The 22127-nt window shown below is 70.2% G+C and carries 20 protein-coding genes; 9 read left to right on the forward strand and 11 right to left on the reverse strand.

Annotated elements, in window-relative coordinates:
* Positions 1–152: 152 nt before the first annotated feature.
* Positions 153–1625, forward strand: a complete 1473-nt coding sequence (locus V8J36_RS13585; protein WP_336467832.1) for a leucyl aminopeptidase — start codon at positions 153–155, stop codon at positions 1623–1625.
* Positions 1625–2080: a DNA polymerase III subunit chi gene (locus V8J36_RS13590; RefSeq protein WP_336467833.1), complete on the forward strand. Its 456-nt coding sequence runs from the start codon at positions 1625–1627 to the stop codon at positions 2078–2080. The genes V8J36_RS13585 and V8J36_RS13590 overlap by 1 nt, the downstream gene beginning before the upstream one ends.
* 129 nt (positions 2081–2209) lie before the next feature.
* Here the strand turns inward: V8J36_RS13590 and V8J36_RS13595 are convergent, their stop codons facing one another.
* Positions 2210–2875 (reverse strand): SDR family NAD(P)-dependent oxidoreductase, encoded by a 666-nt coding sequence (locus V8J36_RS13595; protein WP_336467834.1) that lies wholly within the window; start codon positions 2873–2875, stop codon positions 2210–2212.
* Positions 2876–3541: 666 nt separating this feature from the next.
* Between V8J36_RS13595 and V8J36_RS13600 the strand changes: the two genes are divergently transcribed.
* Positions 3542–4099, forward strand: a complete 558-nt coding sequence (locus V8J36_RS13600; protein ID WP_336467835.1) for a biotin transporter BioY — start codon at positions 3542–3544, stop codon at positions 4097–4099.
* Positions 4100–4130: 31 nt separating this feature from the next.
* On the opposite strand, the gene V8J36_RS13605 is transcribed toward V8J36_RS13600, so the two are convergent.
* Positions 4131–4613: a DUF1284 domain-containing protein gene (locus tag V8J36_RS13605; protein WP_336467836.1), complete on the reverse strand. Its 483-nt coding sequence runs from the start codon at positions 4611–4613 to the stop codon at positions 4131–4133.
* On the reverse strand, positions 4610–6088 hold the full coding sequence (gene purF / locus V8J36_RS13610; RefSeq protein ID WP_336467837.1) for an amidophosphoribosyltransferase: 1479 nt from the start codon (positions 6086–6088) through the stop codon (positions 4610–4612). Before purF ends, V8J36_RS13605 begins: the two co-directional genes overlap by 4 nt.
* A gap of 268 nt (positions 6089–6356) precedes the next feature.
* Between purF and V8J36_RS13615 the strand changes: the two genes are divergently transcribed.
* Entirely contained in the window at positions 6357–7949 is a 1593-nt protein-coding gene (locus tag V8J36_RS13615) for a glucan biosynthesis protein (protein WP_336467838.1), read from the forward strand.
* Positions 7950–8082: 133 nt separating this feature from the next.
* On the opposite strand, the gene V8J36_RS13620 is transcribed toward V8J36_RS13615, so the two are convergent.
* A complete protein-coding gene (locus V8J36_RS13620) occupies positions 8083–8757 on the reverse strand; it encodes a TenA family protein (protein ID WP_336467839.1) in 675 nt (224 codons plus the stop codon).
* A 77-nt stretch (positions 8758–8834) separates the two neighbouring features.
* Positions 8835–11591 (reverse strand): aconitate hydratase AcnA, encoded by a 2757-nt coding sequence (gene acnA, locus V8J36_RS13625; protein WP_336467840.1) that lies wholly within the window; start codon positions 11589–11591, stop codon positions 8835–8837.
* A 307-nt stretch (positions 11592–11898) separates the two neighbouring features.
* Here acnA and V8J36_RS13630 point away from each other — a divergent pair, with 307 nt between their 5' ends.
* Together V8J36_RS13630 and V8J36_RS13635 are read left to right on the forward strand one after the other, a co-directional pair.
* Positions 11899–12858 (forward strand): DUF1223 domain-containing protein, encoded by a 960-nt coding sequence (locus V8J36_RS13630; RefSeq protein ID WP_336467841.1) that lies wholly within the window; start codon positions 11899–11901, stop codon positions 12856–12858.
* A gap of 145 nt (positions 12859–13003) precedes the next feature.
* Positions 13004–13510 carry a DUF1003 domain-containing protein gene (locus V8J36_RS13635; protein WP_336467842.1) on the forward strand — a complete coding sequence of 169 codons (507 nt, stop codon included), beginning with the start codon at positions 13004–13006 and terminating at the stop codon, positions 13508–13510.
* Between the two features lie 65 nt (positions 13511–13575).
* On the opposite strand, the gene V8J36_RS13640 is transcribed toward V8J36_RS13635, so the two are convergent.
* The 6 genes from V8J36_RS13640 to V8J36_RS13665 form a co-directional block, all read right to left on the reverse strand.
* Complete coding sequence (locus tag V8J36_RS13640; RefSeq protein WP_336467843.1) at positions 13576–14505, reverse strand: lysophospholipid acyltransferase family protein; 930 nt, start codon at positions 14503–14505, stop codon at positions 13576–13578.
* Positions 14506–14566: 61 nt separating this feature from the next.
* The gene (locus V8J36_RS13645) at positions 14567–15415 is read right to left on the reverse strand and encodes a DMT family transporter (RefSeq protein WP_336467844.1); all 849 of its coding nucleotides are present in this window, start codon (positions 15413–15415) and stop codon (positions 14567–14569) included.
* Between the two features lie 163 nt (positions 15416–15578).
* Positions 15579–15956 carry a DoxX family protein gene (locus V8J36_RS13650; protein WP_336467845.1) on the reverse strand — a complete coding sequence of 126 codons (378 nt, stop codon included), beginning with the start codon at positions 15954–15956 and terminating at the stop codon, positions 15579–15581.
* 74 nt (positions 15957–16030) lie between these two features.
* Positions 16031–16510: a CinA family protein gene (locus V8J36_RS13655; protein ID WP_336467846.1), complete on the reverse strand. Its 480-nt coding sequence runs from the start codon at positions 16508–16510 to the stop codon at positions 16031–16033.
* Positions 16507–17070, reverse strand: a complete 564-nt coding sequence (locus V8J36_RS13660) for a phosphatidylglycerophosphatase A family protein (protein ID WP_336467847.1) — start codon at positions 17068–17070, stop codon at positions 16507–16509. Before V8J36_RS13660 ends, V8J36_RS13655 begins: the two co-directional genes overlap by 4 nt.
* Positions 17071–17073: 3 nt before the next feature.
* Complete coding sequence (locus V8J36_RS13665) at positions 17074–18213, reverse strand: bifunctional 2-C-methyl-D-erythritol 4-phosphate cytidylyltransferase/2-C-methyl-D-erythritol 2,4-cyclodiphosphate synthase (protein ID WP_336467848.1); 1140 nt, start codon at positions 18211–18213, stop codon at positions 17074–17076.
* 262 nt (positions 18214–18475) lie between these two features.
* On the opposite strand from V8J36_RS13665, the gene dusB reads away from it, so the two are divergent.
* From dusB to V8J36_RS13680, 3 genes are read left to right on the forward strand one after another with little or no spacing between them, the layout of a single operon-like run.
* Positions 18476–19507, forward strand: coding sequence for a tRNA dihydrouridine synthase DusB (gene dusB, locus V8J36_RS13670; protein ID WP_336467849.1), 1032 nt, complete (start codon positions 18476–18478; stop codon positions 19505–19507).
* Positions 19504–20613 (forward strand): two-component system sensor histidine kinase NtrB, encoded by a 1110-nt coding sequence (locus V8J36_RS13675; RefSeq protein ID WP_336467850.1) that lies wholly within the window; start codon positions 19504–19506, stop codon positions 20611–20613. The genes dusB and V8J36_RS13675 overlap by 4 nt, the downstream gene beginning before the upstream one ends.
* A 24-nt stretch (positions 20614–20637) precedes the next feature.
* Positions 20638–22023 carry a response regulator gene (locus tag V8J36_RS13680; protein ID WP_336467851.1) on the forward strand — a complete coding sequence of 462 codons (1386 nt, stop codon included), beginning with the start codon at positions 20638–20640 and terminating at the stop codon, positions 22021–22023.
* The last annotated feature ends 104 nt before the right edge of the window (positions 22024–22127 follow it).

Genomic DNA, 22127 nt, shown 5'->3' on the forward strand with positions numbered 1-22127 from the left:
GAAACCGGCGCGGGGGAAAACTGCTATCTGGCCATGCCCGGGCCGAGCGGCTAGGGTCCCCGGCGCCGGACCGCCTATGGCCCGGCCCCGAGGCGGGCGCGCCGGTCGCGTCCCCCTCCACGCCTGACAGATCCCAGCCCCGAGGTGCGCCCATGACCGTTCCGCCCGCCATTTCCTTCCGCGAGGCCGAAGCCCTCGATCTCGCCGCGGTCACCGGGCGCATCGCGGTCTTCCTGCCCGAGGGTGGCGCGCTCGACCCGCTGGCCCGCAAGCTCGACCGGCTGATGAAGGGCGCGCTTGCGCGCTTCGCCGCCTCGCCGGCCTTCGCCAAGCTGGGCAATGGCGACGCGGCGGATCTTGGCTGGCCCGCGGGGCTGGCGGCAGAGGCGGTGCAGGTGATCCGGCTCGACCGCAAGGCCGAGGTGGCGGCGGCGCGCAAGGCCGGGGCCGCGATCGGCCGCAGCCTTGGCGCGGGCGGCGCCACGGTGCTGGCCGGCGCGCATCCGCGCGCGGCGGAGATCTCGTTCGGCTGCGCGCTGCGGGCCTATGATTTCGACATCTACAAGTCGGGCGAGAAGACCGCGCCGGGCGCCGTGACCTTCGTCACCGCCAAGCCCGAGGCGGTGGCCGAGGCCGCGCGCCCGCTGGCCGCGCTGGCCGAGGGCGTGTTCTTTACCCGCGATCTGACCAACGAACCCGCCAACGTGCTGACCACCTACGATTTCGCCGCGCGGCTGGCCGCGATGGGCGAGCTGGGGCTCGAGGTCGAGATCCTCGAGGAGGAGGAGCTCGAGAAGCTGGGCATGCGCGCGCTTCTGGGCGTTGGGCAGGGCTCGGAAAGCCCCTCGAAGGTCGTGGTGATGCAGTGGAAGGGCGGGCCCGAGGGCGAGGCGCCGCTGGCGCTGGTCGGCAAGGGCGTCGTGTTCGACACCGGCGGGATCTCGATAAAGTCCGCCGCCGGCATGGAAGAGATGACGATGGACATGGGCGGCGCCGGGGTCGTGGCGGGCGTGATGCGCACGCTCGCCCTGCGCAAGGCGCGCGCGAATGTCGTGGGTCTGGTGGGCCTTGTCGAGAACATGCCCGACGGCCGCGCGCAGCGCCCGGGCGACATCGTGACCTCGATGAAGGGCGACACGATCGAGGTGATCAACACCGATGCCGAGGGGCGGCTCGTGCTGGCCGACGTGCTCTGGTATACGCAGGAACGCTTCAAGCCCTCGGGCATCGTCGATCTGGCCACCCTGACCGGCGCGATCATCGTGGCGCTGGGGCACGAGAACGCGGGCGTCTTCTCGAATGACGACGCCTTCGCGGGGGCCTTCCTCGCCGCGGCCAAAGCCGAGGGCGAGGGCGCCTGGCGGATGCCGATGGGGCCGGCCTATGACGCGAAGATCAAGTCGCGGCTCGCCGACATCAAGAACAGTGCCGGCCGCCCCGCGGGCTCGATCACCGCGGCGCAGTTCCTTGGGCGCTTCATCGCCGAGGGCATGCCCTGGATCCATCTCGACATCGCCGGCGTGGCCCTGCCGACCGGCGAGACGACGCTGGCCCCGAAGGGCGCCACCGGCTGGGGCGTGATGGCGCTGAACCGGCTGATCGCCGACGGCTACGAGCGGGGCTGATGCCCGCGCTGTTCTACCACCTGACCCACTCGGCGCTCGAGGACACGGTCGAGACGATCCTGTCGCGCGCGCTGGCCCAGGACTGGCGCGTGGTGCTGCGCTGTCCCGACGCGCGGCTGGCGGCGCGGCTGGACGAGCAGCTGTGGACGCGCGAGGCGGCTGGCTTCCTGCCGCATGGCCGCGCGGGCGGGCCGCACGACGCGTTGCAGCCGGTGCTGATCACCGAGGGCGCGACCGATGCTGGGCCCGCCCAAGCGCTGATGGCGGTGGGCGGGGCCGAGGTCGACCCGGCCGAGATCGCTGCGCATGAGCGGGTCTGGATCCTGTTCGACGGCCTTGATCGCGAGGCGCTGAGCCGGGCGCGCGACCAGTGGCGGGCCCTGACCGGCGCCGGGGCCGCGGCCCAGTACTGGAGCGAAGAGGGCGGGCGCTGGGAGAAGAAGACCGAGCGCTGAGAGGGGGCGCTGCCCCCTCGCCCCCGGGATATTTCGGCCAGTGCGAAAGAGGAAAGAGGGGGCTCTGCCCCCGCCCGTGCCGGGCTCCCCCGGAGTATTTCGACCAAGCCGAAAAGGGGAGGCGGCGCCTCAGAGGCCGGCGGCGGTCAGCAGGCGCGCGGCCTCGTCCCGGCAGGGGGCGAGGGGGGCGCGGTCCTCTCCGGGGAAGAAGCGGGCGCGGATCGCGGTGGGCATCGGCGCGGGCGTCGCGGTGAGGACGCGGGGGCCGATCTTCGCGGTCTCCTGCTCCCAGGCGCGCCAGAGCGCCATCTGCCCGGCTTTCGTCGCGCCGTAAGCCCCCGAGAAGCGGGTGCCGGCCATCGGGTCGTCGAAGCCGATCGCGGTGCCGCCCGAGGCGCGCAGAACGGGTTCCAGCACCGAGATCAGATGCGCGGTCGCGGTGATGTTGCAGGCAAGGCTCTTGGCCAGGTCCTTGCCGTCGACATGGCCGGCAGGCGTCAGCGGGGCGGCATGGATCGCCGTATGCGCCCAGAGCCCGAGGCCGCCCCAGCGCGCGGTCAGCGAGGCGGCGAGATGGGTCATCGCGCCCGGTTCGGTCACGTCCATCGGCGCCAGCGTCGCGCTGCCGCCGGCGGCGCGGATCCGGTCGTCAAGTTCCTCGAGCGCGCCGGTGGTGCGGGCGACGGCCAGCACATGCCAGCCGCGCGCGGCAAGGGCTTCGGCCAGGGCCGCCCCGAGCCCACGCGAGGCGCCGGTGACGAGAGCGAGACGGGGGGGAGCGGCGGTATCGGTCATGGCCGGTTGCATGGCATGGCCGCGCTCTCCGCGCAAGCTGTCGCGGCGGCGCCATGGGGCGCGGGCCTTGACGTCGCCGGGGCGGCCGGGGACAGCCGTGGCCCGCGGCGCGGGAGCACGGGGCGCTGACGGCGTGCGAGCGCGGACGCGGCCTGGCGCTGCGATACTGCGCGCGCAGGGAGCCTTGCGCAGTCCTGCGCGGCTGCCAGGGCAGGTGGGTGTGGCGTTGCCGCGGCGGTCGATGTCGTACACGGCCCGCAGCGCGAAGGGCGGGGGCGGCGGCAGGGATAGCACCCGGACGGCGGGCGAGGGCAGACCGGGCGCGGCGCTGCGGTGCTGCGTTGCGCGCAGGGAGCCTCGCGCAGTCCTTCGCGGAGGGGAGGGCGGGTCGGTGTGGCCTCGCCGTGGCAGCCGATGTCGGCCGTAGCCCGCGGCGCGAACGGGCGGCAGCAGGGACAGCAGCCTGACGCCGTGCGAGCGCGAAGGCTGCGCGGTGCTGCGCGCGCAGGGAGCCTTGTCCCTCCCGGACGCGTGCCCGGGAAGGCGGGGCCTGTCCGAAGGTCGTGGCGTCCCGGCGACACCTCGGGATTGACAGCGGTGGCCTGTTCAGGGCTTCTGGTCGGCCAAGACGGCCCGCGAGGTCGCGCTTCGAGAGGAGACACTGAAATGACCCTGACCAAAGCCCTCGTCCCGGCGCAGAGCCGGCTGGGCCGCGCCGCGCTGGTGCTTGGCGCCTCGGCGCTGATCGCTGTCGCCGCGCAGGTGGCGGTGCCGATGTTCCCGGTGCCGATGACGCTGCAGACGCTGGCGATCCTGACCGTCGGCTTCGCGCTGGGCGCGCGGCTGGGCGCCGCGGCGCTGGTGGCCTATCTGCTGGAAGGCGCGATGGGCCTGCCGGTCTTCGCGCATGGCGGCTCGACCGCGGCGCTGCTGGGCCCGACCGCGGGCTTCCTCATCGGCTTCGTGGCCATGGCCTGGGTCGCGGGCTTCGCCGCCGACCGGGGTGTGCGCGGCCTCGTGCCGACCGCGGCCGTGGCGCTGTTCGCCTCGGCGCTGATCTACGTGCCGGGCCTGGCCTGGCCGGCGCTGGTGATGGGCAAGTCGGTCCCCGATCTGCTGTCGGGCTGGATGCTGCCCTTCGTCGCCGGCGACATCGTCAAGTCGCTGATCGCGGCGCTGGTGGTTTCGGGCGGCTGGGCCGCGCTGAAGGCCCGCCGCGGCTGAGCCATTCGCATCGACGACCCGACGCCGCCCCTCACCGGGCGGCGTCTTGCGTTTCCGGCTCCGCTTCCGCGGCATGCAGCGCGGCCAGCGCCTCTTCGCACATGCCATAGGCAAGCCAGCTGCAGCCCGCGCAGACCCGCGCCAGATCTCCGGGCATCACGCGTTCGCGGATCCGCGCCTGCGCCGCGGCCCAGCTGAGCCGGTCGCCCGGCAGCAGGTCCAGCGCCTGGGCATGCGAGGCATCAAGCCGCGCGATCTTCGCGCCCGAGACGCAGCCCGCGCCCTCGCGCGAGGGGCAGGGACCGCAGAGGTCGTCCGCCGCAGCGATCACCTCGAGCATCTCGCCGCCGCCGCCGGGCGCGCGCAGGCGGCCCATGACGACGGCGGTCATGTTGGCGGTGAAGTCGGGGGAATAGCCCTTGCCGCGATAGCCGACCGCACACAGAAAATGGTGCGGCCGGAACCTGATCGCGGCGGACCGGGCCGGCCGGGTCGTCGGACCCGTATCGCTCACTCGGCGGCGGTCTTCATCTGGAACCCCTTCTCCAGCATGTCGGCCGGGGCGACAGGGTATTCGCCAGAGAAGCAGGCATCGCAGAACTGCGGGTTGGCGCGGTTGCGGCCCTCGGCCTCGCCGGCGGCACGGTAGAGCCCGTCGAGCGAGATGAACTTGAGGCTGTCGACGCCGATCCAGTCGCGCATCTCTTCCTCGGTCATCTTCGCCGCCAGCAGCTTGTCGCGGTCGGGCGTGTCGACGCCGTAGAAGCAGGGCCAGGCGGTGGGCGGCGAGGCGATGCGGAAATGCACCTCGGCCGCGCCGGCATCCAGGATCATGTCCTTGATCTTGCGCGAGGTGGTGCCGCGCACGACCGAGTCATCGACCAGGATCACCCGCTTGCCGCGAATGAGCGCGCGGTTGACGTTCAGCTTCAGCCGCACGCCCATGTTGCGGATGCTTTCCGTCGGCTCGATGAAGGTCCGGCCCATGTACTGGTTGCGGATGATCCCCATCGCATAGGGGATGCCCGATTCCTGGCTGTAGCCGATCGCGGCGGGGGTCCCTGAATCCGGCACCGGGCAGACGAGATCGGCCTCGACCGGCGCCTCGCGCGCGAGCTCGACCCCGATCTGGCGCCGGGTCTCGTAGACCGAGCGACCGCCAAGGATCGAGTCGGGGCGCGAGAAATAGACTTGTTCGAAGATGCAGAACCGGCCCTTGGTGGCGGGGCCGAAGGGGCGCGAGCTTTCGATGCGGCCGTGTTCGATCACGACCATCTCGCCGGGCTCGATCTCACGGATGAACTCGGCGCCGACGATGTCGAGCGCGCAGGTCTCGGACGACAGCGCATAGGCGCCCGAGCCTTCAGGCCCGATCCGGCCCAGCACCAGCGGCCGCACGCCCAGCGCGTCGCGCACGCCGATCAGCTTGGTGCGGGTCATCGCGATGACCGAGAACGCCCCCTCGACCCGGCGCAGCGCATCCTTCATCCGCTCGGGCACCGAGCGCTGGATCGAGCGCGCCATCAGGTGGATGATGCATTCGCTGTCCGAGCCGGACTGGAAGATCGAGCCGCGCTCGATCAGCTCGCGGCGCAGGGCCGCGGCATTGGTCAGGTTGCCGTTATGCGCGATGGCAGCGCCGCCGGCCGAGAATTCGCCGAAGAAGGGCTGCACGTCGCGGATCTGCGTCGCGCCCTTCGAGCCGGCGGTGGAATAGCGCACATGGCCGATCGCCAGCGCGCCGGGCAGGGTGTCCATCACCGAGCGCGAGGTGAAGTTGTCGCGCACATAGCCGAAGCGGCGGGCCGAGTTGAAGCCGCTCTCGGGTTCGTAGCTGACGATGCCGCCGGCCTCTTGCCCGCGATGCTGCAGCGCATGCATGCCGAGCGCGGTGAAACTGGCGGCGTCCGCGACGCCGATGACGCCGAAGACCCCGCATTCCTCCTTCAGCTTGTCGTCGTCGAACGGGTTGCTCAGGAAGGGGTTCATCGGCAGGTCCTCCGAATCCGGGGGCAAAGGCAGGGGAGTGTGCTGCTATTTAGGCGCTTGTCGTCCCGCTGTCACGATCCGAAGATCGTGTTTTTCGGCAGACCGCCTTGCACGGGATGCGCAGCGCGCTAGGCGGGCGCCTTCGCAAAGCGTGGCATGCCTGCGCAAAGCGGCAGGTTCTCGCGCGCGCGGCATTTTCACCCTGTGATCCGACGCGACGATCGCTTAGCTCTGGGCCCGCTGTTTCCATCTCGTGCCGGAGTGCAGGATGACGATCACCAGACGCAACCTTTTGGCGCAGACGGCCCTCGTGGCCATGGCGGGCGCGCTGCCCCGCATGGCCTTCGCGCAGGCCACCGCGCCGCAGCCCTTCCGCTTCGAAGAGCTGACCGCCCGGGCCGAGGCGATGGCGCGGGCCGAGTATCAGGCGCCCTACCGCCCGATGCCCGAGGTGACCGCCGTCATCGACTACCAGACCTGGGGCGAGATCCGCTTCCGCACCGACCGCGCGCCCTATTCCAAGGGCGACGGCGCCTATCCGGTGACCTTCTTCCATCTGGGCCAATATTTCCAGAACCGGGTGCGGATGTTCCTGGTGAAGGACGGCCAGGCCTCGGAAGTGGCCTATGACCCCGAGCTGTTCGACATGCCGGCCGACAGCATCGCGCGCAAGCTGCCGCGCGATGCGGGCTTCGCCGGGTTCCGCCTGCAGGAGGCGGTCTATTCGCCCGACTGGCCGACGCAGGACTGGGTGGCCTTCCTCGGCGCCAGCTACTTCCGCGCGATCGGCGCCTCTGGGCAGTATGGCCTGTCGGCCCGCGGCGTGGTGATCGACGCGGCGATGCCCGACCGCCCCGAGGAATTCCCGGCCTTCACCGAGTTCTACATCGAGGAGACCGGCGACAGCGAGGCGCCGGTGACGGTCTGCGCCCTGCTCGACGGACCTTCGATCACCGGCGCCTTCCGCTTCCGCCTGCAGCGCGGGATGGAGCGGACCAAGGGCGTCAACATGGAGATCGAAAGCGCGATGTTCCTGCGCCGCGACGTGGCGCGGCTGGGGCTGATGCCGATCACCTCGATGTTCTGGTACGGCGAATACGGTCGCGAGCGGCCCTTCGACTGGCGCCCCGAGGTCCATGACAGCGACGGCCTCGCGCTCTGGACCGGCAGCGGCGAGCGGATCTGGCGTCCGCTGATCAACCCGACAGGCACGCAGGTCGCGGCCTTCGGGGACGAGAACCCGCGCGGCTTCGGCCTGCTGCAGCGCGACCGCAACTTCGACCACTACCGCGACGGCGTCTTCTACGACCGCCGCCCCTGCCTCTGGGTCGAGCCGATCGCGCCCCTTGGCCGCGGTGCCGTGCAGCTGCTCGAGATCCCGACCAACGACGAGATCCACGACAACATCGGCGCCTTCTGGGTGCCCGAGGGGCCGGCGAAGGCGGGCAACCGCTACGACCTGCACTACCGGGTGTTCTGGCAGGACAACGAGCCCTATCCGGCGACGAACATCGCCCAGACCGTCTCGACCCGCGTCGGCCGCGGCGGCCAGCCGGGCCTGCCGCGCCCGCCGGGGGTCTACAAGGTCGCCGTCGAGTTCGACCGCCCCGAGGTGATGACCCGCATCCCCTATGGCGTCTTCCCGAAGGTCGAGGTCACCACCTCGGCCGGCCGCATCGGCGGCACGCTCGTCGAGCCGGTGCCGAACGGCAACGTCTGGCGCGCGATCTTCGATCTGGAACTGCCGCCCGAGCAGATGGCCGAGCTCAGGATGTATCTCTCGCTCGAGGGCGGGCCGCTGACCGAGACCTGGCTCTACCAGTTCCGGCAGGGCAACCTGATCCCGGTCGCGGGGCAGTAAGAGGGGGCTCCGCCCCCGCGCCTGGCGGCGCTCCCCCGGGATATTTGAGCCATTGAGAAAGCATGTTTCTTGCTGGCACAAATATCCCGGGGGTGAGGGCGAAGCCCGAGGGGGCAGCGCCCCCTCCTTCCGCTCAGACCTGGTCCGGCAGCTCCAGCGACCAGCGCTGCCAGGCCGCGTCGAAGAAGGCGCGCTCGGCGCGGACAGCACGGGCAAACATGTCGGTGGCCGCGGCCTGGTCCGCCGCCGAGAGCGCGGGCCAGAGCGCGTCGAGCCGGCCGCGCAGATGCGCGACGACCGCCTCGAAGCCCGGACCCGCGTGCAGGGTGATCCATTCGCCCAGCCAGAACGGCAGCGCCGCGTCGGCCGGGTGATGGGGGCTGGCCCAGCTCAGGTAGCTCCATTCCGCGACGACCAGCACCGCCAGCATCCGCTCGGCCCGGCCCGAGGCGCGGGCCTCTCGCATCAGGGCGAGGAAGGTTTCCGTCTCGGGCGCGGGCGGCGCGGCATGGGCGGCTTCGGGCACGCCGAGCGCCGCGAAGCTGCGCAGGAAATAGGTGTTCTCGGGCCCGGTGATCACCGCGAGGAACTGCGCGCCGGGGACCAGCGCGGCCATGTCGGGCGCCAGCGCCACCGCCGCCGCCAGGAGCCGCGCGAATTCCTCGACGAAGCGGTAATCCTCGACCAGATAGGCCGCCATCCGGGCCGCGGGCAGGCTGCCCTCGGCCAGCGCGAGGGTGAAGGGATGGGCGGCGACGGCCTGCCAATCGGCAAGGACGGTGTCGCGGAGCGTCTCGGTCGGGGTCATCGGGGCGGATCCTCCAGCAGAAAAGTAAACGGCCCGGAGAGATCCCCGGGCCGTCGTCGTCAGGTCGAGCGGGCCGTTCAGGCCTTGGCGAGGTTGCGCAGCACGTAGTGCAGCACACCGCCGTTCTCGAGGTATTCGATCTCGACCGCGGTATCGATGCGGCTCTTGATCTCGATCGTCTTCACGCTGCCGTCGGCATAGGTGATCGTGCAGGGCACGGTCGACAGCGGCTTGATGTCGCCCTCGAGCCCTTCGATGGTCACGGTCTCGTCGCCCTTCAGGTTCAGATCCTTGCGGGTCATGCCGCCGGTGAACTCGAAGGGAATGACGCCCATCCCGATCAGGTTCGAGCGGTGGATCCGCTCGAAGCTTTCCGCGATCACGGCCTTGACGCCCAGAAGGTTGGTGCCCTTGGCCGCCCAGTCACGGCTGGAGCCCGCGCCGTATTCGATGCCGCCGAAGATGACCAGCGGAGTGCCGGCCGCCTGATATTCCATCGAGGCGTCGAAGATCGAGGTCTGCGCCCCGTCCGGACCCTTGGTGTAGCCGCCTTCGACACCGTCCAGCATCTCGTTCTTGATGCGGATGTTGGCGAAGGTGCCGCGCATCATGATCTCGTGGTTGCCGCGGCGCGAGCCGTAGGAGTTGAAATCCTTCGGCGCCACCTGCCGCTCGGTCAGGTACTTGCCGGCCGGGGTGGTCGGCTTGAACGAGCCCGCGGGCGAGATGTGGTCGGTGGTGATCATGTCGCCGAGGATCGCGAGGATCTTGGCGTTCACGACGTTCGAGATCGCGCCCTTCTCCTTGCCCATCCCTTTGAAATAGGGCGGGTTCTGGATGTAGGTCGAGGTCGCGGGCCAGTCGTAGGTCTCGGAGTCGGTGGTTTCCACCGCCTGCCACTTCTCGTCGCCCTTGAAGACATCGGCGTATTTCGACAGGAACGCCTCGCGGGTCACCGTCGCCTCGACGAGGTCCGAAACCTCCTTCGAGGTCGGCCAGATGTCCTTGAGGTAGACATCCTTGCCTTCCGGGGTCTGGCCGATCGGGTCCTTGGTCAGGTCGATGTTCATGTCGCCGGCGATGGCATAGGCGACGACCAGCGGCGGCGAGGCCAGGTAGTTGGCGCGCACGTCGGGGCTGATGCGGCCCTCGAAGTTGCGGTTGCCCGACAGCACGGCGGTGGCGACCAGGTCGTTGTCGTTGATCGCCTTCGAGATCGCCGGATCGCCCAGCGGGCCCGAGTTGCCGATGCAGGTGGTGCAGCCGTAGCCCACGAGGTTGAACCCGAGCGCGTCGAGATCGTCCTGCAGGTTGGCGGCGGCGAGGTATTCACCGACGACCTGCGACCCGGGGGCGAGCGAGGTCTTCACCCAGGGCTTGCGGGTCAGGCCGAGCGCGCGCGCCTTGCGGGCGACGAGGCCGGCGCCGATCATCACATAGGGGTTCGAGGTGTTGGTGCAGGAGGTGATCGCCGCGATCACCACCGAGCCGTCGCGGATCGTGTAGTCCTTGCCTTCGACCGGGGCGGTCTTGCGGGCATCGACCGGGGCCGCGACCACGCCGCCGCCTTCGCCCGACATCGCCTGCGCGCCGTTGTCCACGTCGATGCCGCGGTAGTCGGCGACGACCTTGTAGAAGCCGGCGGCCGAGTTGGTCAGCGCGACATAGTCCTGCGGACGTTTCGGGCCCGAGATCGCCGGGACGATCTCGCCCATGTCCAGATGCAGGTGCGAGGTGTAGACCGGCTCGTAATCCGCGCCGCGCCACATGCCGTTTTCCTTGGCATAGGCTTCGACCAGCGCGATCCGGGCCTCGTCGCGGCCGGTGTTGCGCAGGTAGCGCAGCGTTTCGCCGTCGATCGGGAAGAAGCCGCAGGTGGCGCCGTATTCGGGGGCCATGTTGGCGATCGTCGCGCGGTCGGCCAGCGGCAGGTGGTCAAGGCCTTCGCCGTAGAATTCGACGAACTTGTTCACCACGCCGTGCTTGCGCAGCATCTGCACGACCTTCAGCACGAGGTCGGTGGCGGTGGTGCCTTCCATCATCTTGCCGGTCAGCTTGAAGCCGACGACTTCCGGGATCAGCATCGAAACCGGCTGGCCCAGCATCGCGGCCTCGGCCTCGATCCCGCCCACGCCCCAGCCCAGCACGGCCAGGCCGTTGACCATGGTGGTGTGGCTGTCGGTGCCGACCAGCGTGTCCGGATAGGCGACCTCTTCACCGTTCTGGTCGGTGTCGGTCCAGATCGTCTGCGCGAGGTATTCCAGGTTCACCTGGTGGCAGATGCCGGTGCCCGGCGGCACCACGCGGAAGTTCTGGAAGGCGTTCTGGCCCCATTTCAGGAACTGGTAGCGCTCGATGTTGCGCTCGTATTCCAGATCGACGTTCTTCTGGAAGGCGCGCGGGTTTCCGAACTCGTCGATCATCACCGAGTGGTCGATGACCAGATCGACCGGGTTCAGCGGGTTGATCTTCTGCGCGTCACCGCCCAGCGCCTTGATCCCGTCGCGCATCGCGGCCAGGTCGACCACGGCCGGAACGCCGGTGAAGTCCTGCATCAGCACGCGGGCCGGGCGATAGGCGATCTCGCGCGGGTTCTTGCCGCCGTTGGCGCCCCATTCGGCGAAGGCCTTGATGTCCTCGACCGAGACGGTGAAGCCACCGTCCTCGAAGCGCAGCATGTTTTCCAGCACGACCTTCAGCGAGGCCGGCAGCTTCGAGAAGTTGCCCAGGCCCGCGGCTTCGGCGGCGGGGATCGAGTAATAGGCAACGGTCTTGCCGCCCGCAGTAAGCGTGCGGCGGGTCTTGGCGGTATCTTGTCCGGTGACGACGGTCATGGCGGCTCCCTTCACGTAAGACGGGGGTGAGGCTGCCCGAGACATGCCGCATCGCCGCGTCGCAATCAAGGGGCTCGGCAGGTTTTTGTATGCCATTGTATGCGAAAATCCGCCACGAAGGGACGGGGTATGCGGCGGGGGCCGCGGCGCGGGCGGCCGTTGCAGGAAGGTCGCGCCTTGCGGGGGATGCGCGCACCGGCTTCGCGGCGGGCTGGACAGGCTGGCGCGGCACTCTCAAAACCTTGATTGGCCAAGCCCGGACCTCGCCGGTAGCTAGGTCGGGACTGAGGGAACCGGAAGACCAGACATGCGCCGCACGATTCCTGCAGACGGCAGGCTCTCGCTCGTCCTGGCTGGGCTGTTCGCTCTGGCCTCCGGCATCGCCTGCGCGCAGGAAACGGGGACGCAGGGGCCTGGTGCCACGCAGTCGGGGCCGGCCGCGGTCCCCGCAGCATCCGCCGCCGACCTGTCGAACCCCACCACCGCCGAGGCCGATCTGGGCAACCGCCTGCGGGCCGAGGGCGTCTTCACCGCCACGCCGCTGCCGGTGGCGCCGGCAGGGCCGGGGCGCACGCTGCTCAGCCTGATGCCGCCCGCCGCCGCCAAGACCCCGGCCGAGGCGCCGATCGTCGAATACCATCCGGTGGTGATCGAGCTCTACACCTCGCAGGGCTGTTCCGCCTGTCCGCCCGCCGATGCGCTGCTGGCGCAGATCGCCAGCCGCGACGACGTAATCGCGCTGGCGCTGCATGTCGACTACTGGGACTACATCGGTTGGAAGGACAAGTTCGCGACCCCCGGCCACACCAAGCGGCAGAAGGCCTATGCCCGCGCCGCGGGGGAACATGCGATCTATACCCCGCAGATGATCATCGCCGGGCAGGACCAGCTTGTGGGGCTTCGTCCCGTGCAGTTGACCGATCTGGTCGACAGCCGCGGCAGCCAGCCCAGCCATGTGCGCCTGACGCTGACCCGCGAGGGCGACATGATCCGCGTGAAGGCCGAGGCGCGCCCGCCGCTCGACAAGCCGGTGCAGGTGCAGCTGGTGCGCTACCGCCCGCAAGAGACGGTGCCGATCGAGGCCGGCGAGAATGCCGGCAAGGTGATCCGCTATTCGAACATCGTCACCGACTGGAAGCCGGTCGCCGACTGGGCCGGGCAGGAGCCTCTGGCGCTCGACCTGCCGGCGGCGGGTGGCGATGCGGCGGTGGTGATCCTGCAAGAGCCGGGGCCGGGCCCGGTCGTCGCGGCCGAGGTTCTGCGCTGAGGCTTCGCCACTGAGGCTGCGCCGAGACTTCGCCACTGAGACTGCGCCGAGGCTTCCGGGCGAACGGTTCCGCGGCTAGCCTGCCGCCGACCCAGCCCCGGAGCCCGCGATGCCGTCCGACACCGATCCTTCTACCGCTCCCCACATGACCGCGTCCCGCCCGCTGTCCCCCGCGCTGCAGGCGGTTCTGGCGCATATCGTCCGCCACGGTCCTATCGCGCGCGACACCAACGCCCGGTTCGACGCCGATGCGACGCTGGGCCAGCGCGTCGCCGACCGGGTCGCGGCCTTCGGCGGATCCTGGACCTTCATCCTGCTGTTCCTCGGGCTGCTGGTGGCCTGGACCGGCGGCAACTGGCTGGCGGACCGGGCGGCGCCCGATCCCTATCCCTTCATCTTCCTGAACCTGCTTCTGTCGATGCTGGCCGCGCTGCAGGCCCCGGTGATCATGATGAGCCAGAACCGGCAGGCCGCGAAGGACCGGCTCGACGCCGCGCATGACTACGAGGTCAACCTGAAGGCCGAGATCGAGATCATGGCGCTGCACGAAAAGCTGGATCGGATGCGGGACGAGGATCTGAAGGCGATGCTGCTGCGTCAGCAGGAACAGATCGACCTCCTGGCGCGACTGATCGGGAAAAACATCTCCTGATCAATGCGTTGCCTGATGTTGTTCAGATGATCCATAAGCCTCACGTATAAAGTGATGTTGATGGATCAACGTCTTGATTCCAGTATCTTCTTCCAGCCGCGCTTCCCGTCCGGACCCTTCCAGCGGCGATGCACCCAGAACCATTGTTCGGGATGCTGGCGGACGACGGTCTCGAGACTGTCGTTCAGCGCCTGGGTCATCTCGGCGGGGGTCGAGGCCGGGATCGGCGCCTCGACCTGGATGCGGAAGCTGAGCCCGTCCTTCTGGCGGATGCCGTAGATCGGCACCAGCAGCGCGTCGTATTTCAGGGCGAGGTCCGCGGCCGAGGTCGCGGTCATCGCGGTCTGGCCGAAGAAGCGCAGCGGCAGGCCGTGCATCATGTGCTGGTCGACGACGATGCCCAGCATCCCGCCCGAGCGCAGGAACTTCACCATCCCCGCCAGCCCCTTGGCGCCGCGCGGGAACAGCGGCTCGCCCAGCGAGGTGATCGCGCGCAGGTAATGCGCGCCGAACAGGCGGTTCTTCATCGGCTTGTACAGGCCGCCGACCCGGAACCCCTTGGCGATCAGCGCCGCGCGGGCGACGTCGTAATTGCCGAAATGCCCGGTCACCAGCACCACGGGGCGGTTCGCGGCCCGCGCCGCTTCCAGCACCTCCGCGCCGGCTCCCTCAAGCGGGATCGGCCGCACCCGGTCGACGAATTCGCGCCCCGAATACAGCTCGGCCACGGTGCGGCCGATGTTGTCGGGCACCGCGGTCAGCAGCCGGTCCAGCTCGGCCCGGTCGATGTCGGGCCAGGCATGGGCGAGGTTGTCGCGGATCCGCGCCCGCCAGCCGGCCAGCGGCGCCACCACCCGCGCCGTCAGCCAGCCGGTCAGCGGCACCCGCCAGCCGTAGGGCAGCATCCGTCCGACGCCCAGCAGCGCGCGCAGGGCCGCATCGCTCACCCTGTCGGCGAGGCTGGCGGGCGGTGGCTCTGGCGTCTTCTCGGTCATCTCGGGTCGTGTCGCGGCGCGCGTTCGGGGCGCGGTGGGGGCTTCGGGGTCGGGCAGGGCCTCATACGCCGCCGTCGGCCGATGCCGTCGGGCGGGTGCGGGTTTCCCGGTGCCAGACATAGAGACCGGCCCCGGCGATCACAACCATCCCGACCAGCGTCCAGCCGTCGGGCAGCCGTCCCCAGAACATCCAGCCCCAGAAGGTCGCGAGGATCAGCGAGCAATATCCGAAGGGGGCAAGGGCGCTGGCCTCGGTGATCGAGAAGGCGCGGATCACGAAGAGCTGACCGGCGGCGCCGATCAGGCCGATGACCAGGAAGCCCGGCAGGTCGTCCATCTCGATGGGCACCCAGATCCAGGGCAGGACCGCGGTGCTGACCAGCGTGCCCACCAGCCCGGTGTACAGAAGCGAGGTCCAGAGCGGGTCGCGGGTGCCGACCTTGCGGGTGACCAGCGCGAAGGCGGCATAGCAGCAGGCCCCGGCCAGCGGCAGCAGCGAGGCGGGGGCGAAGACGCCCGAACCGGGGCGGATGATGATCATCGCGCCGACCAGCGCGGCGACGATGCCGGCGATGCGCCGCGGCCCCAACCGCTCGCCCAGGAACAGCGCGGCGCCCAACGTGATCAGTACCGGGTTCACGTCGAAGATCGCGGTGGCCTCGGCCAGCCCGAGATAGGTCAGCGACAGGAAGAAGATCGCGGTCGATCCGAACTGGCAGAGCGAGCGCAGGGCCTGCAGCCCGGGCACCGCGCTGCGCAGCGCCGTGCGCAGCCGCGGGGCCAGCAGGATCAGCAGCATCCCGGTCTGGCCCGCGTAGCGCGCCCAGACCACCTGCAGCGCTGGATAGCGCTCGCCCAGGTGCTTGGCGAGCGCGTCCATCAGCGTGAAGAGCACGAGCCCCAGCACCATGGTCAGGATGCCGCGGGTGGTGGCCGAAAGGCGGGGGGCGATGCGGGGGGCGGGCAGGATCGGCTCCGGGGCGCGAGGGGGGCAGGGCCGCCGAACGCTAGAGGCGCGCCGGCGCGTCCACAATGGGGCGTCTGCCGGCGCGGACCTCACGTCATCCGCGGGATCAGCGCCGGTCGATCGAGATCGGGCCCGGGCCGGCGGCGGACAGGTAGAGCAGCGCGAAGCACATCGCGGCCGCGGCACTGCCGCCGTTCAGCGACGGATAGATCCCCTGCGGCCAATGCGCGATGTAATAGGCCGCCGCCATCAGCCCCGACAGAACGAAGGCCACGACGCGGGTCTGGAAGCCCAGCACCAGCGCCGCGCCCAGCACCAGTTCGAGACAGCCCGCGATCCAGGGCAGCGAGCCGGTCGGTGGCACCCGGTTCGCGGCCGGGAAGTGCAGGATCTTCATGCTGCCGTAGTTCAGCAGGATCAGCCCCACGGCAATGCGCATCAGGCTGAGGAAGGTGGGCGCAAGGCGCGTCCAGGCGGCGGGCATGGCGGTCTCCGGTGTCGGTGGGTCAGAAGTCAGTCGGCCAGAAGTCGGTCGGCCAGACGTCAGTCGGGCAGACTTCAGTCGGGCAGCGCGGCGTTCAGCAGCGCCAGCGCATGGGCGACCGTCGCCGCGCGCACCGCCGAGCGGCCGCGGGGGCCGAACTCGATGGTGGTGACGACGGTGGCGCGGCCGCGCATAGCAAGGCCGAAGCAGACGCGGCCCTCGGGCTTAAACTCGGACCCGCCGGGCCCGGCGATGCCGGTGACCGAGACGGCGAGGCTCGCGCCCGAGCGGGCCAGCGCGCCCTCGGCCATCTCGCGCGCGATCTGTTCGGACACCGCGCCATGCGCCTCGAGCGTTTCGGGGCGGATGCCCAGCATCTCGATCTTGGCGGCGTTGGAATAGGTGACGAAGCCGCGGTCGAAGATGTCGGACGAGCCCGGCACCTCGGTGATCGCGCCGGCGATCAGCCCGCCGGTGCAGCTTTCGGCGGTGGCGATGCGGGCGCCGGCGGCACGGGCGCGGGCCAGAAGCCGGGTGGCGGGTTCCCCGCTCACAGCCCCATCACCCCGTGGTAGATCCCGGCCAGCACGACCGAGCCCAGCGCCGCGAAGACCCCGGCGATCAGGTCGTCGAGCATCACCCCCGCGCCGTCGCCGCGCCGGTCGGCCCGGCCGACCCAGCCCGGCTTCCAGATGTCGAAGAGGCGGAACAGAAGGAAGGGCGCGACCCAAGCCGGCCAGGGCAGGTTGGTGACGCCGTGGCTCCAGAGCCCGTAGGAGACGGCTGCGAAGGCGATCCACTGGCCCGCGACCTCGTCGATGACGATTTCCGAGGGGTCCTCGCCGGGGCGGTCCTTCAGCACGGCATGGCAGCCCCAGAAGCCGAGGCCGGTGGCGAGGACCGTGGCGATCGCCACCAGAGGGAAGCCGCCCATGACATGCAGGAAGGTGCCCACCAGGATCGCCGCGGCCGAGGCCCAGGTGCCCGAGGCCGGGCGCAGGTAGCCGATGCCGCCCACCGTCACCAGTGCCAGCGGCAGCGTCCAGGGGCCGCGGCGCAGCTTGCGGGGCTGGTTCGGGTCCAGCCTCTCGGCCAGGGTTTCGCGTTCGACCATGGCCTAGTCTCCGATCAGGGTTGCGGTGGCGAGGGCGGCGATGCCCTCCTCGCGGCCGGTGAAGCCGAGCCGTTCCGAGGTCGTGGCCTTCACCGAGACGCGCCCCGGCTCAATCCCCAGGATCCGCGCCAGTTCCGCCTGCATCGCCGCGGCATGGGGGCCGACCTTCGGGCGTTCGCAGACGAGCGTGACGTCGACGTTGCCGATGCGGAAGCCTTTCGCGCGCGAAAGGTTCGCGGCATGGGCCAGGAAGATCTCTGACGCGGCGCCCTTCCACTGCGGGTCCGAGGGCGGGAAATGGCGGCCGATGTCGCCTTCTGCCAAGGCGCCATAGATCGCGTCGGTCAGGGCATGCATGCCGACATCGGCATCGGAATGGCCCAGCAGCGCCTTGTCATGCGGCACCTTCACGCCGCACAGGACGACGTGGTCGCCGGTCGTGAAGGCATGCACGTCGTAGCCGTTGCCCAGGCGGATGTCGAAGCCCATGGACTGTCTCCTGTTGATCTCGGCCTCGGCCCGGGCGAGGTCGCCCGGCCAGGTGATCTTGAAATTCTGCTCGGCCCCCTCGACCACGGCAACCGCGTGACCGGCGCGGCGGGCGAGTTCGACGTCGTCGTCGGCGCCTTCGGGATGGGCGCGGTGGGCGGCGAGGATCGCGTCGAAGCGGAAGCCCTGCGGCGTCTGCGCGCGCCAGAGGCCGGCGCGGTCGCGGGTGCCGGTGATCCGGCTGTCCTCGGCCTGCCAGAGCGCATCGACGACCGGCAGCCCCGGTGCGGCGCCCGCGTGGGTGTCGAGCGCCGCCAGCACCCGTGCGATCACGGCGGGCGGCAGCAGCGGGCGGGCGGCGTCATGGATCAGCACCCGGTCGATCCCGGCGCCCTCCAGCGCCTGAAGCGCGTTCCTGACGCTGGCCGAGCGGGTGGCGCCGCCCGCGATCAGCGTGACCCGGCCGCCGAATTCGGCGACGCCGCGGGCCATGTCATCGGGATGCAGCACCAGAAGGACACGGTCGCAGCCGGTGAAGGCCCCGAGCGCGTGGGCCAGCACCGGGCGGCCGGCAAGCTGCTGCCATTGCTTGGGTTCCTCGCCCCCGGCGCGGGTGCCGCGCCCGGCGGCGACGATGATGGCGGCGACGGTCATCGCGTCGGTCTCTCCGGTTTCCGGCGTCTTCGGCCCTTGCGGGTTTCGGTCTAGGCGAGCCGGGCCGGGGCGGCAAGGGCAGGGCGGCGGCGGGATTCCCGGGGATCGTTTGCAGGCAAGCGATTTTGGCGCTGCCCCAAAAGCACGCGCTTGTGATGAAAAAGCGGGCGACGGCCGGGTTTTGCCGATTGTCCAAGCTCTGGACGTTGCGATTCCATCGGCGATTGTCTACCCCGAAGGCGGACGCACAAGGAATAGGCAGTTGCCTTTGCAGATTGCAGGGATCTCTCTGGATCCACCGGTCTTCCTGGCCCCGATGGCGGGGATCACCGACCTGCCGTACCGGCAGGTTGTGGCGGGATTCGGCGCGGGGCTTGTGGTTTCGGAAATGGTCGCCTCTGGCGAGATGCTGACCGCCAAGCCCTCGGTCCGCGCCAAGGCGCGCATCGATCTGGGGATCGGCGCGGGCGCGGCCTGCTCGGTGCAGCTGGCGGGACGCGAGGCGGGCGCGATGGGCGAGGCCGCGCGGCTGGTCGCCGATCTGGGCGCGCCAGTGATCGACATCAACATGGGGTGCCCCGCGAAGAAGGTGACGGGGGGGCTCTCCGGCTCGGCGCTGATGCGCGATCTGGACCATGCGCTGGGATTGATCGAGGCGGTGGTGGGCGCCGTCGAGGTGCCGGTGACGCTGAAGATGCGGCTGGGCTGGGATGGCGGCTGCCTGAACGCGCCCGAGCTTGCCCGGCGGGCCGAGGCGGCGGGGGTGCGGATGGTCACAGTGCATGGCCGCACCCGGATGCAGTTCTACAAGGGCCGCGCCGACTGGGCCGCGATCCGCGCCGTCAAGGACGCCGTCACGATCCCGGTGGTGGCCAATGGCGACATCATCGACGCCGCGACCGCGCGGGCCGCGCGCGACGCCTCGGGCGCCGATGCGGTGATGGTCGGGCGCGGCATCCAGGGCCGGCCCTGGCGGATCGCCGAGATCGCCCACGACCTGCACGGCGCCCCGGCGCCCGACGTGCCTTACGGCCCCGCGCGGGCCGATCTGATCGAAGGACATTACGAAGCGATGCTGTCGTTCTATGGCCGCGACCTGGGTGTCAGGATCGCGCGCAAGCATCTGGGCTGGTATTGCGAGGCCGCGGGCGCCGAGCCCGGGCTGCGCCAGAAGCTTTTCACCGCCGCCGAGGCCACCGAGGTCGCGGGCCTGATCCGCTCGGGCTTCGCCGCGACCGACCGCGCCTCGGAAGCCGCGGCCGAGGCGGCTGCCGCCGCGTCGGAGGCCGCATGAGCGCGTCGTCCGACAGGCGCGGGCCGGTTCTGGGTTCGATCTGGGCCTCGCTGCCGACGCCGGCGCTGATCGTCGACGCGACCGACCGCGTGACCGAGGTGAACCCGGCGGCCGAGGTGTTTCTGAACCATTCGGCGAAAAGCCTTGCCGGGCAGCCGATCCTCGACCGGCTGGCGATCGACGCACCGATCGAAGAGATCTTCGCCCGCGCCCGGGTGAACCAGTCGCCGCTTTTCGTGAACGAGGTCGATGTCGGCACCGGCGAGCGTCCGCCGGTCAGTTGCACGCTGCAGGTCTCGCCGCTGGCCGATGTGCCGGACATGCTGCTGCTGACCATCGCCCCGCGCGAGCTGGCCGACCGGCTGGGACGCTCGCAGCACACGCGCTCGGCCGCGCGCTCGGCCATCGGCATGGCCGAGATGCTGGCGCACGAGATCAAGAACCCGCTGGCCGGCATCACCGGCGCGGCGCAGCTGCTGTCGATGGGCCTTGGCGCCGAGGACCGCGAGCTGACCGACCTGATCGTGCTGGAGACCCGGCGCATCGTGAAGCTGCTGGAACAGGTCGAGCAGTTCGGCAACCTGCGGCCGCCGGAACAGCGCGCGGTGAACATCCACGACGTGCTGGACCGGGCGCGGAAGTCGGCGCTGGTGGGCTTCGCCACCCATATGCAGGTGGTCGAGAACTACGACCCCTCGCTGCCGCCGACGCTGGGCGACATGGACCAGCTTCTGCAGGTGTTCCTGAACCTGCTGAAGAACGCCAGCGAGGCGACGAAGGGCCAGCCCGGCACCATCACGCTGCACACCTTCTACGACCTGTCGCTGCGCCTGCGCCGCAAGGACGGGACGGGGCGCGCGCTGCCCCTGCAGGTCGAGATCATCGACGACGGCCCCGGCATCCCGCCCGACATCGCCGCCGAGATCTTCGAGCCCTTCGTCTCGGGCCGCGAGAACGGCACCGGGCTGGGGCTGGCGCTGGTCTCGAAGATCATCGGCGATCACGGTGGTCTGATAAACGTCGACTCGGTGCCCGGGCGCACCGTGTTCCGGATTTCGCTGCCGATCGCGCCCAAGGGCAGCGATCCCGACATGCCGTCCCCGTAAGGGGACTGAACAGGAGACTGACCGATGGACGGCACCGTTCTCGTCGCCGACGACGATCGCACCATCCGCACCGTGCTGACCCAGGCGCTGACCCGCGCCGGCTGCAAGGTGCACGCGACCTCGTCCCTGATGACGCTGATGCGCTGGGTCGAGGAAGGCAAAGGGGATCTGGTGATCTCCGACGTGATCATGCCCGACGGCAACGGGCTGGAACAGTTGCCGAAGATCGGCAAGGAGCGCCCGGGCCTGCCGGTGATCGTGATCTCGGCGCAGAACACGATCATGACCGCGATCCAGGCGGCCGAGGCCGATGCCTATGACTACCTGCCGAAGCCCTTCGACCTGCCCGACCTGATGAAGCGCGCCGCCCGCGCGCTGGAACAGAAGCGCCGCGCCGTGGTGGCGCCGCCGAAGGTGGCCACGATCGAGCCGCGGTCCGAGACCGGCGAGGACCTGCCGCTGGTGGGCCGCACCCCCGCGATGCAGGCGCTGTATCGTCTGGTCGCCCGGGTGATGAACACCGATCTGGCGGTGCTGATCTCTGGCGAGAGCGGGACGGGCAAGTCGCTGATCGCCCGCGCGATCCACGATTTCTCCGACCGCCGCACGCTGCCCTTCGTGGTGGCGCAGGCGCAGGACCTGATGGGGGCCGATGGGCCTTCGTCGCTGGTGGCCCGGGCGCGCGGCGGCAGCCTCGTCTTCGACGAGGTCGGCGATTTCGACGACGAGGCGCAGGGCCGCGTCGTGCGGCTGCTGGACACGCTGGGCTCGAACCCGCCGCGGATCATGGCGACCTCGCAGGTCGACCTCGCCCGGCGGATGGAGGGCGGCGGCTTCCGGCAGGATCTGTTCTACCGGCTGGGCGGGGTGACGCTGTCGGTGCCCGCGCTGCGCGAGCGCGTCGACGACATCCCGGCGCTGGCTGAACATTTCCTGACCCGCGGCGAGCGTGACGGCTTCCCGCTGCGCCGCATCGCCCCCGACGCGATGGAGCTGGTGCGCGCCTACAGCTGGCCCGGCAACGTCCGCCAGCTGGAAAACACCGTGCGCCGGCTGATGGTCACCGCCAGCGAGGAAGAGATCACCAAGGCCGAGGTCGAGGCGATTCTGGGCAACCAGCCGGCGATGGAGCCGATGCGCGGCGGCGATGGCGGCGGCGACCGTCTGCAAACCTCGGTCGCCAAGCACCTGAAGCGCTACTTCGACCTGCATGGCGGCGCGCTGCCGCCGCCGGGCCTGTATGGTCGGATCCTGCGGGAAGTGGAGATGCCGTTGATCGAAATCGCGCTGGATGCAACCGCCGGCAATCAGGCGAAATGTGCCGATCTGCTGGGGATCAACCGCAATACCTTGCGCAAGAAGATCACCGAGCTGGATATCCGCGTGACACGCCGCCGGAAGTTGATGTAAAAAGGTCACGCCGACTGTGGCCCGCTCGCGTCTGCGTGAACGGGCACTTTCGGGCGGGCTGACCATGATTCGGGCCCGGAGGACGGGGTAGACGGCAAGAGCCT

Origin of the sequence: Frigidibacter sp. MR17.14 (assembly GCF_037095735.1) — a bacterium.
GTDB lineage: Bacteria > Pseudomonadota > Alphaproteobacteria > Rhodobacterales > Rhodobacteraceae > Frigidibacter.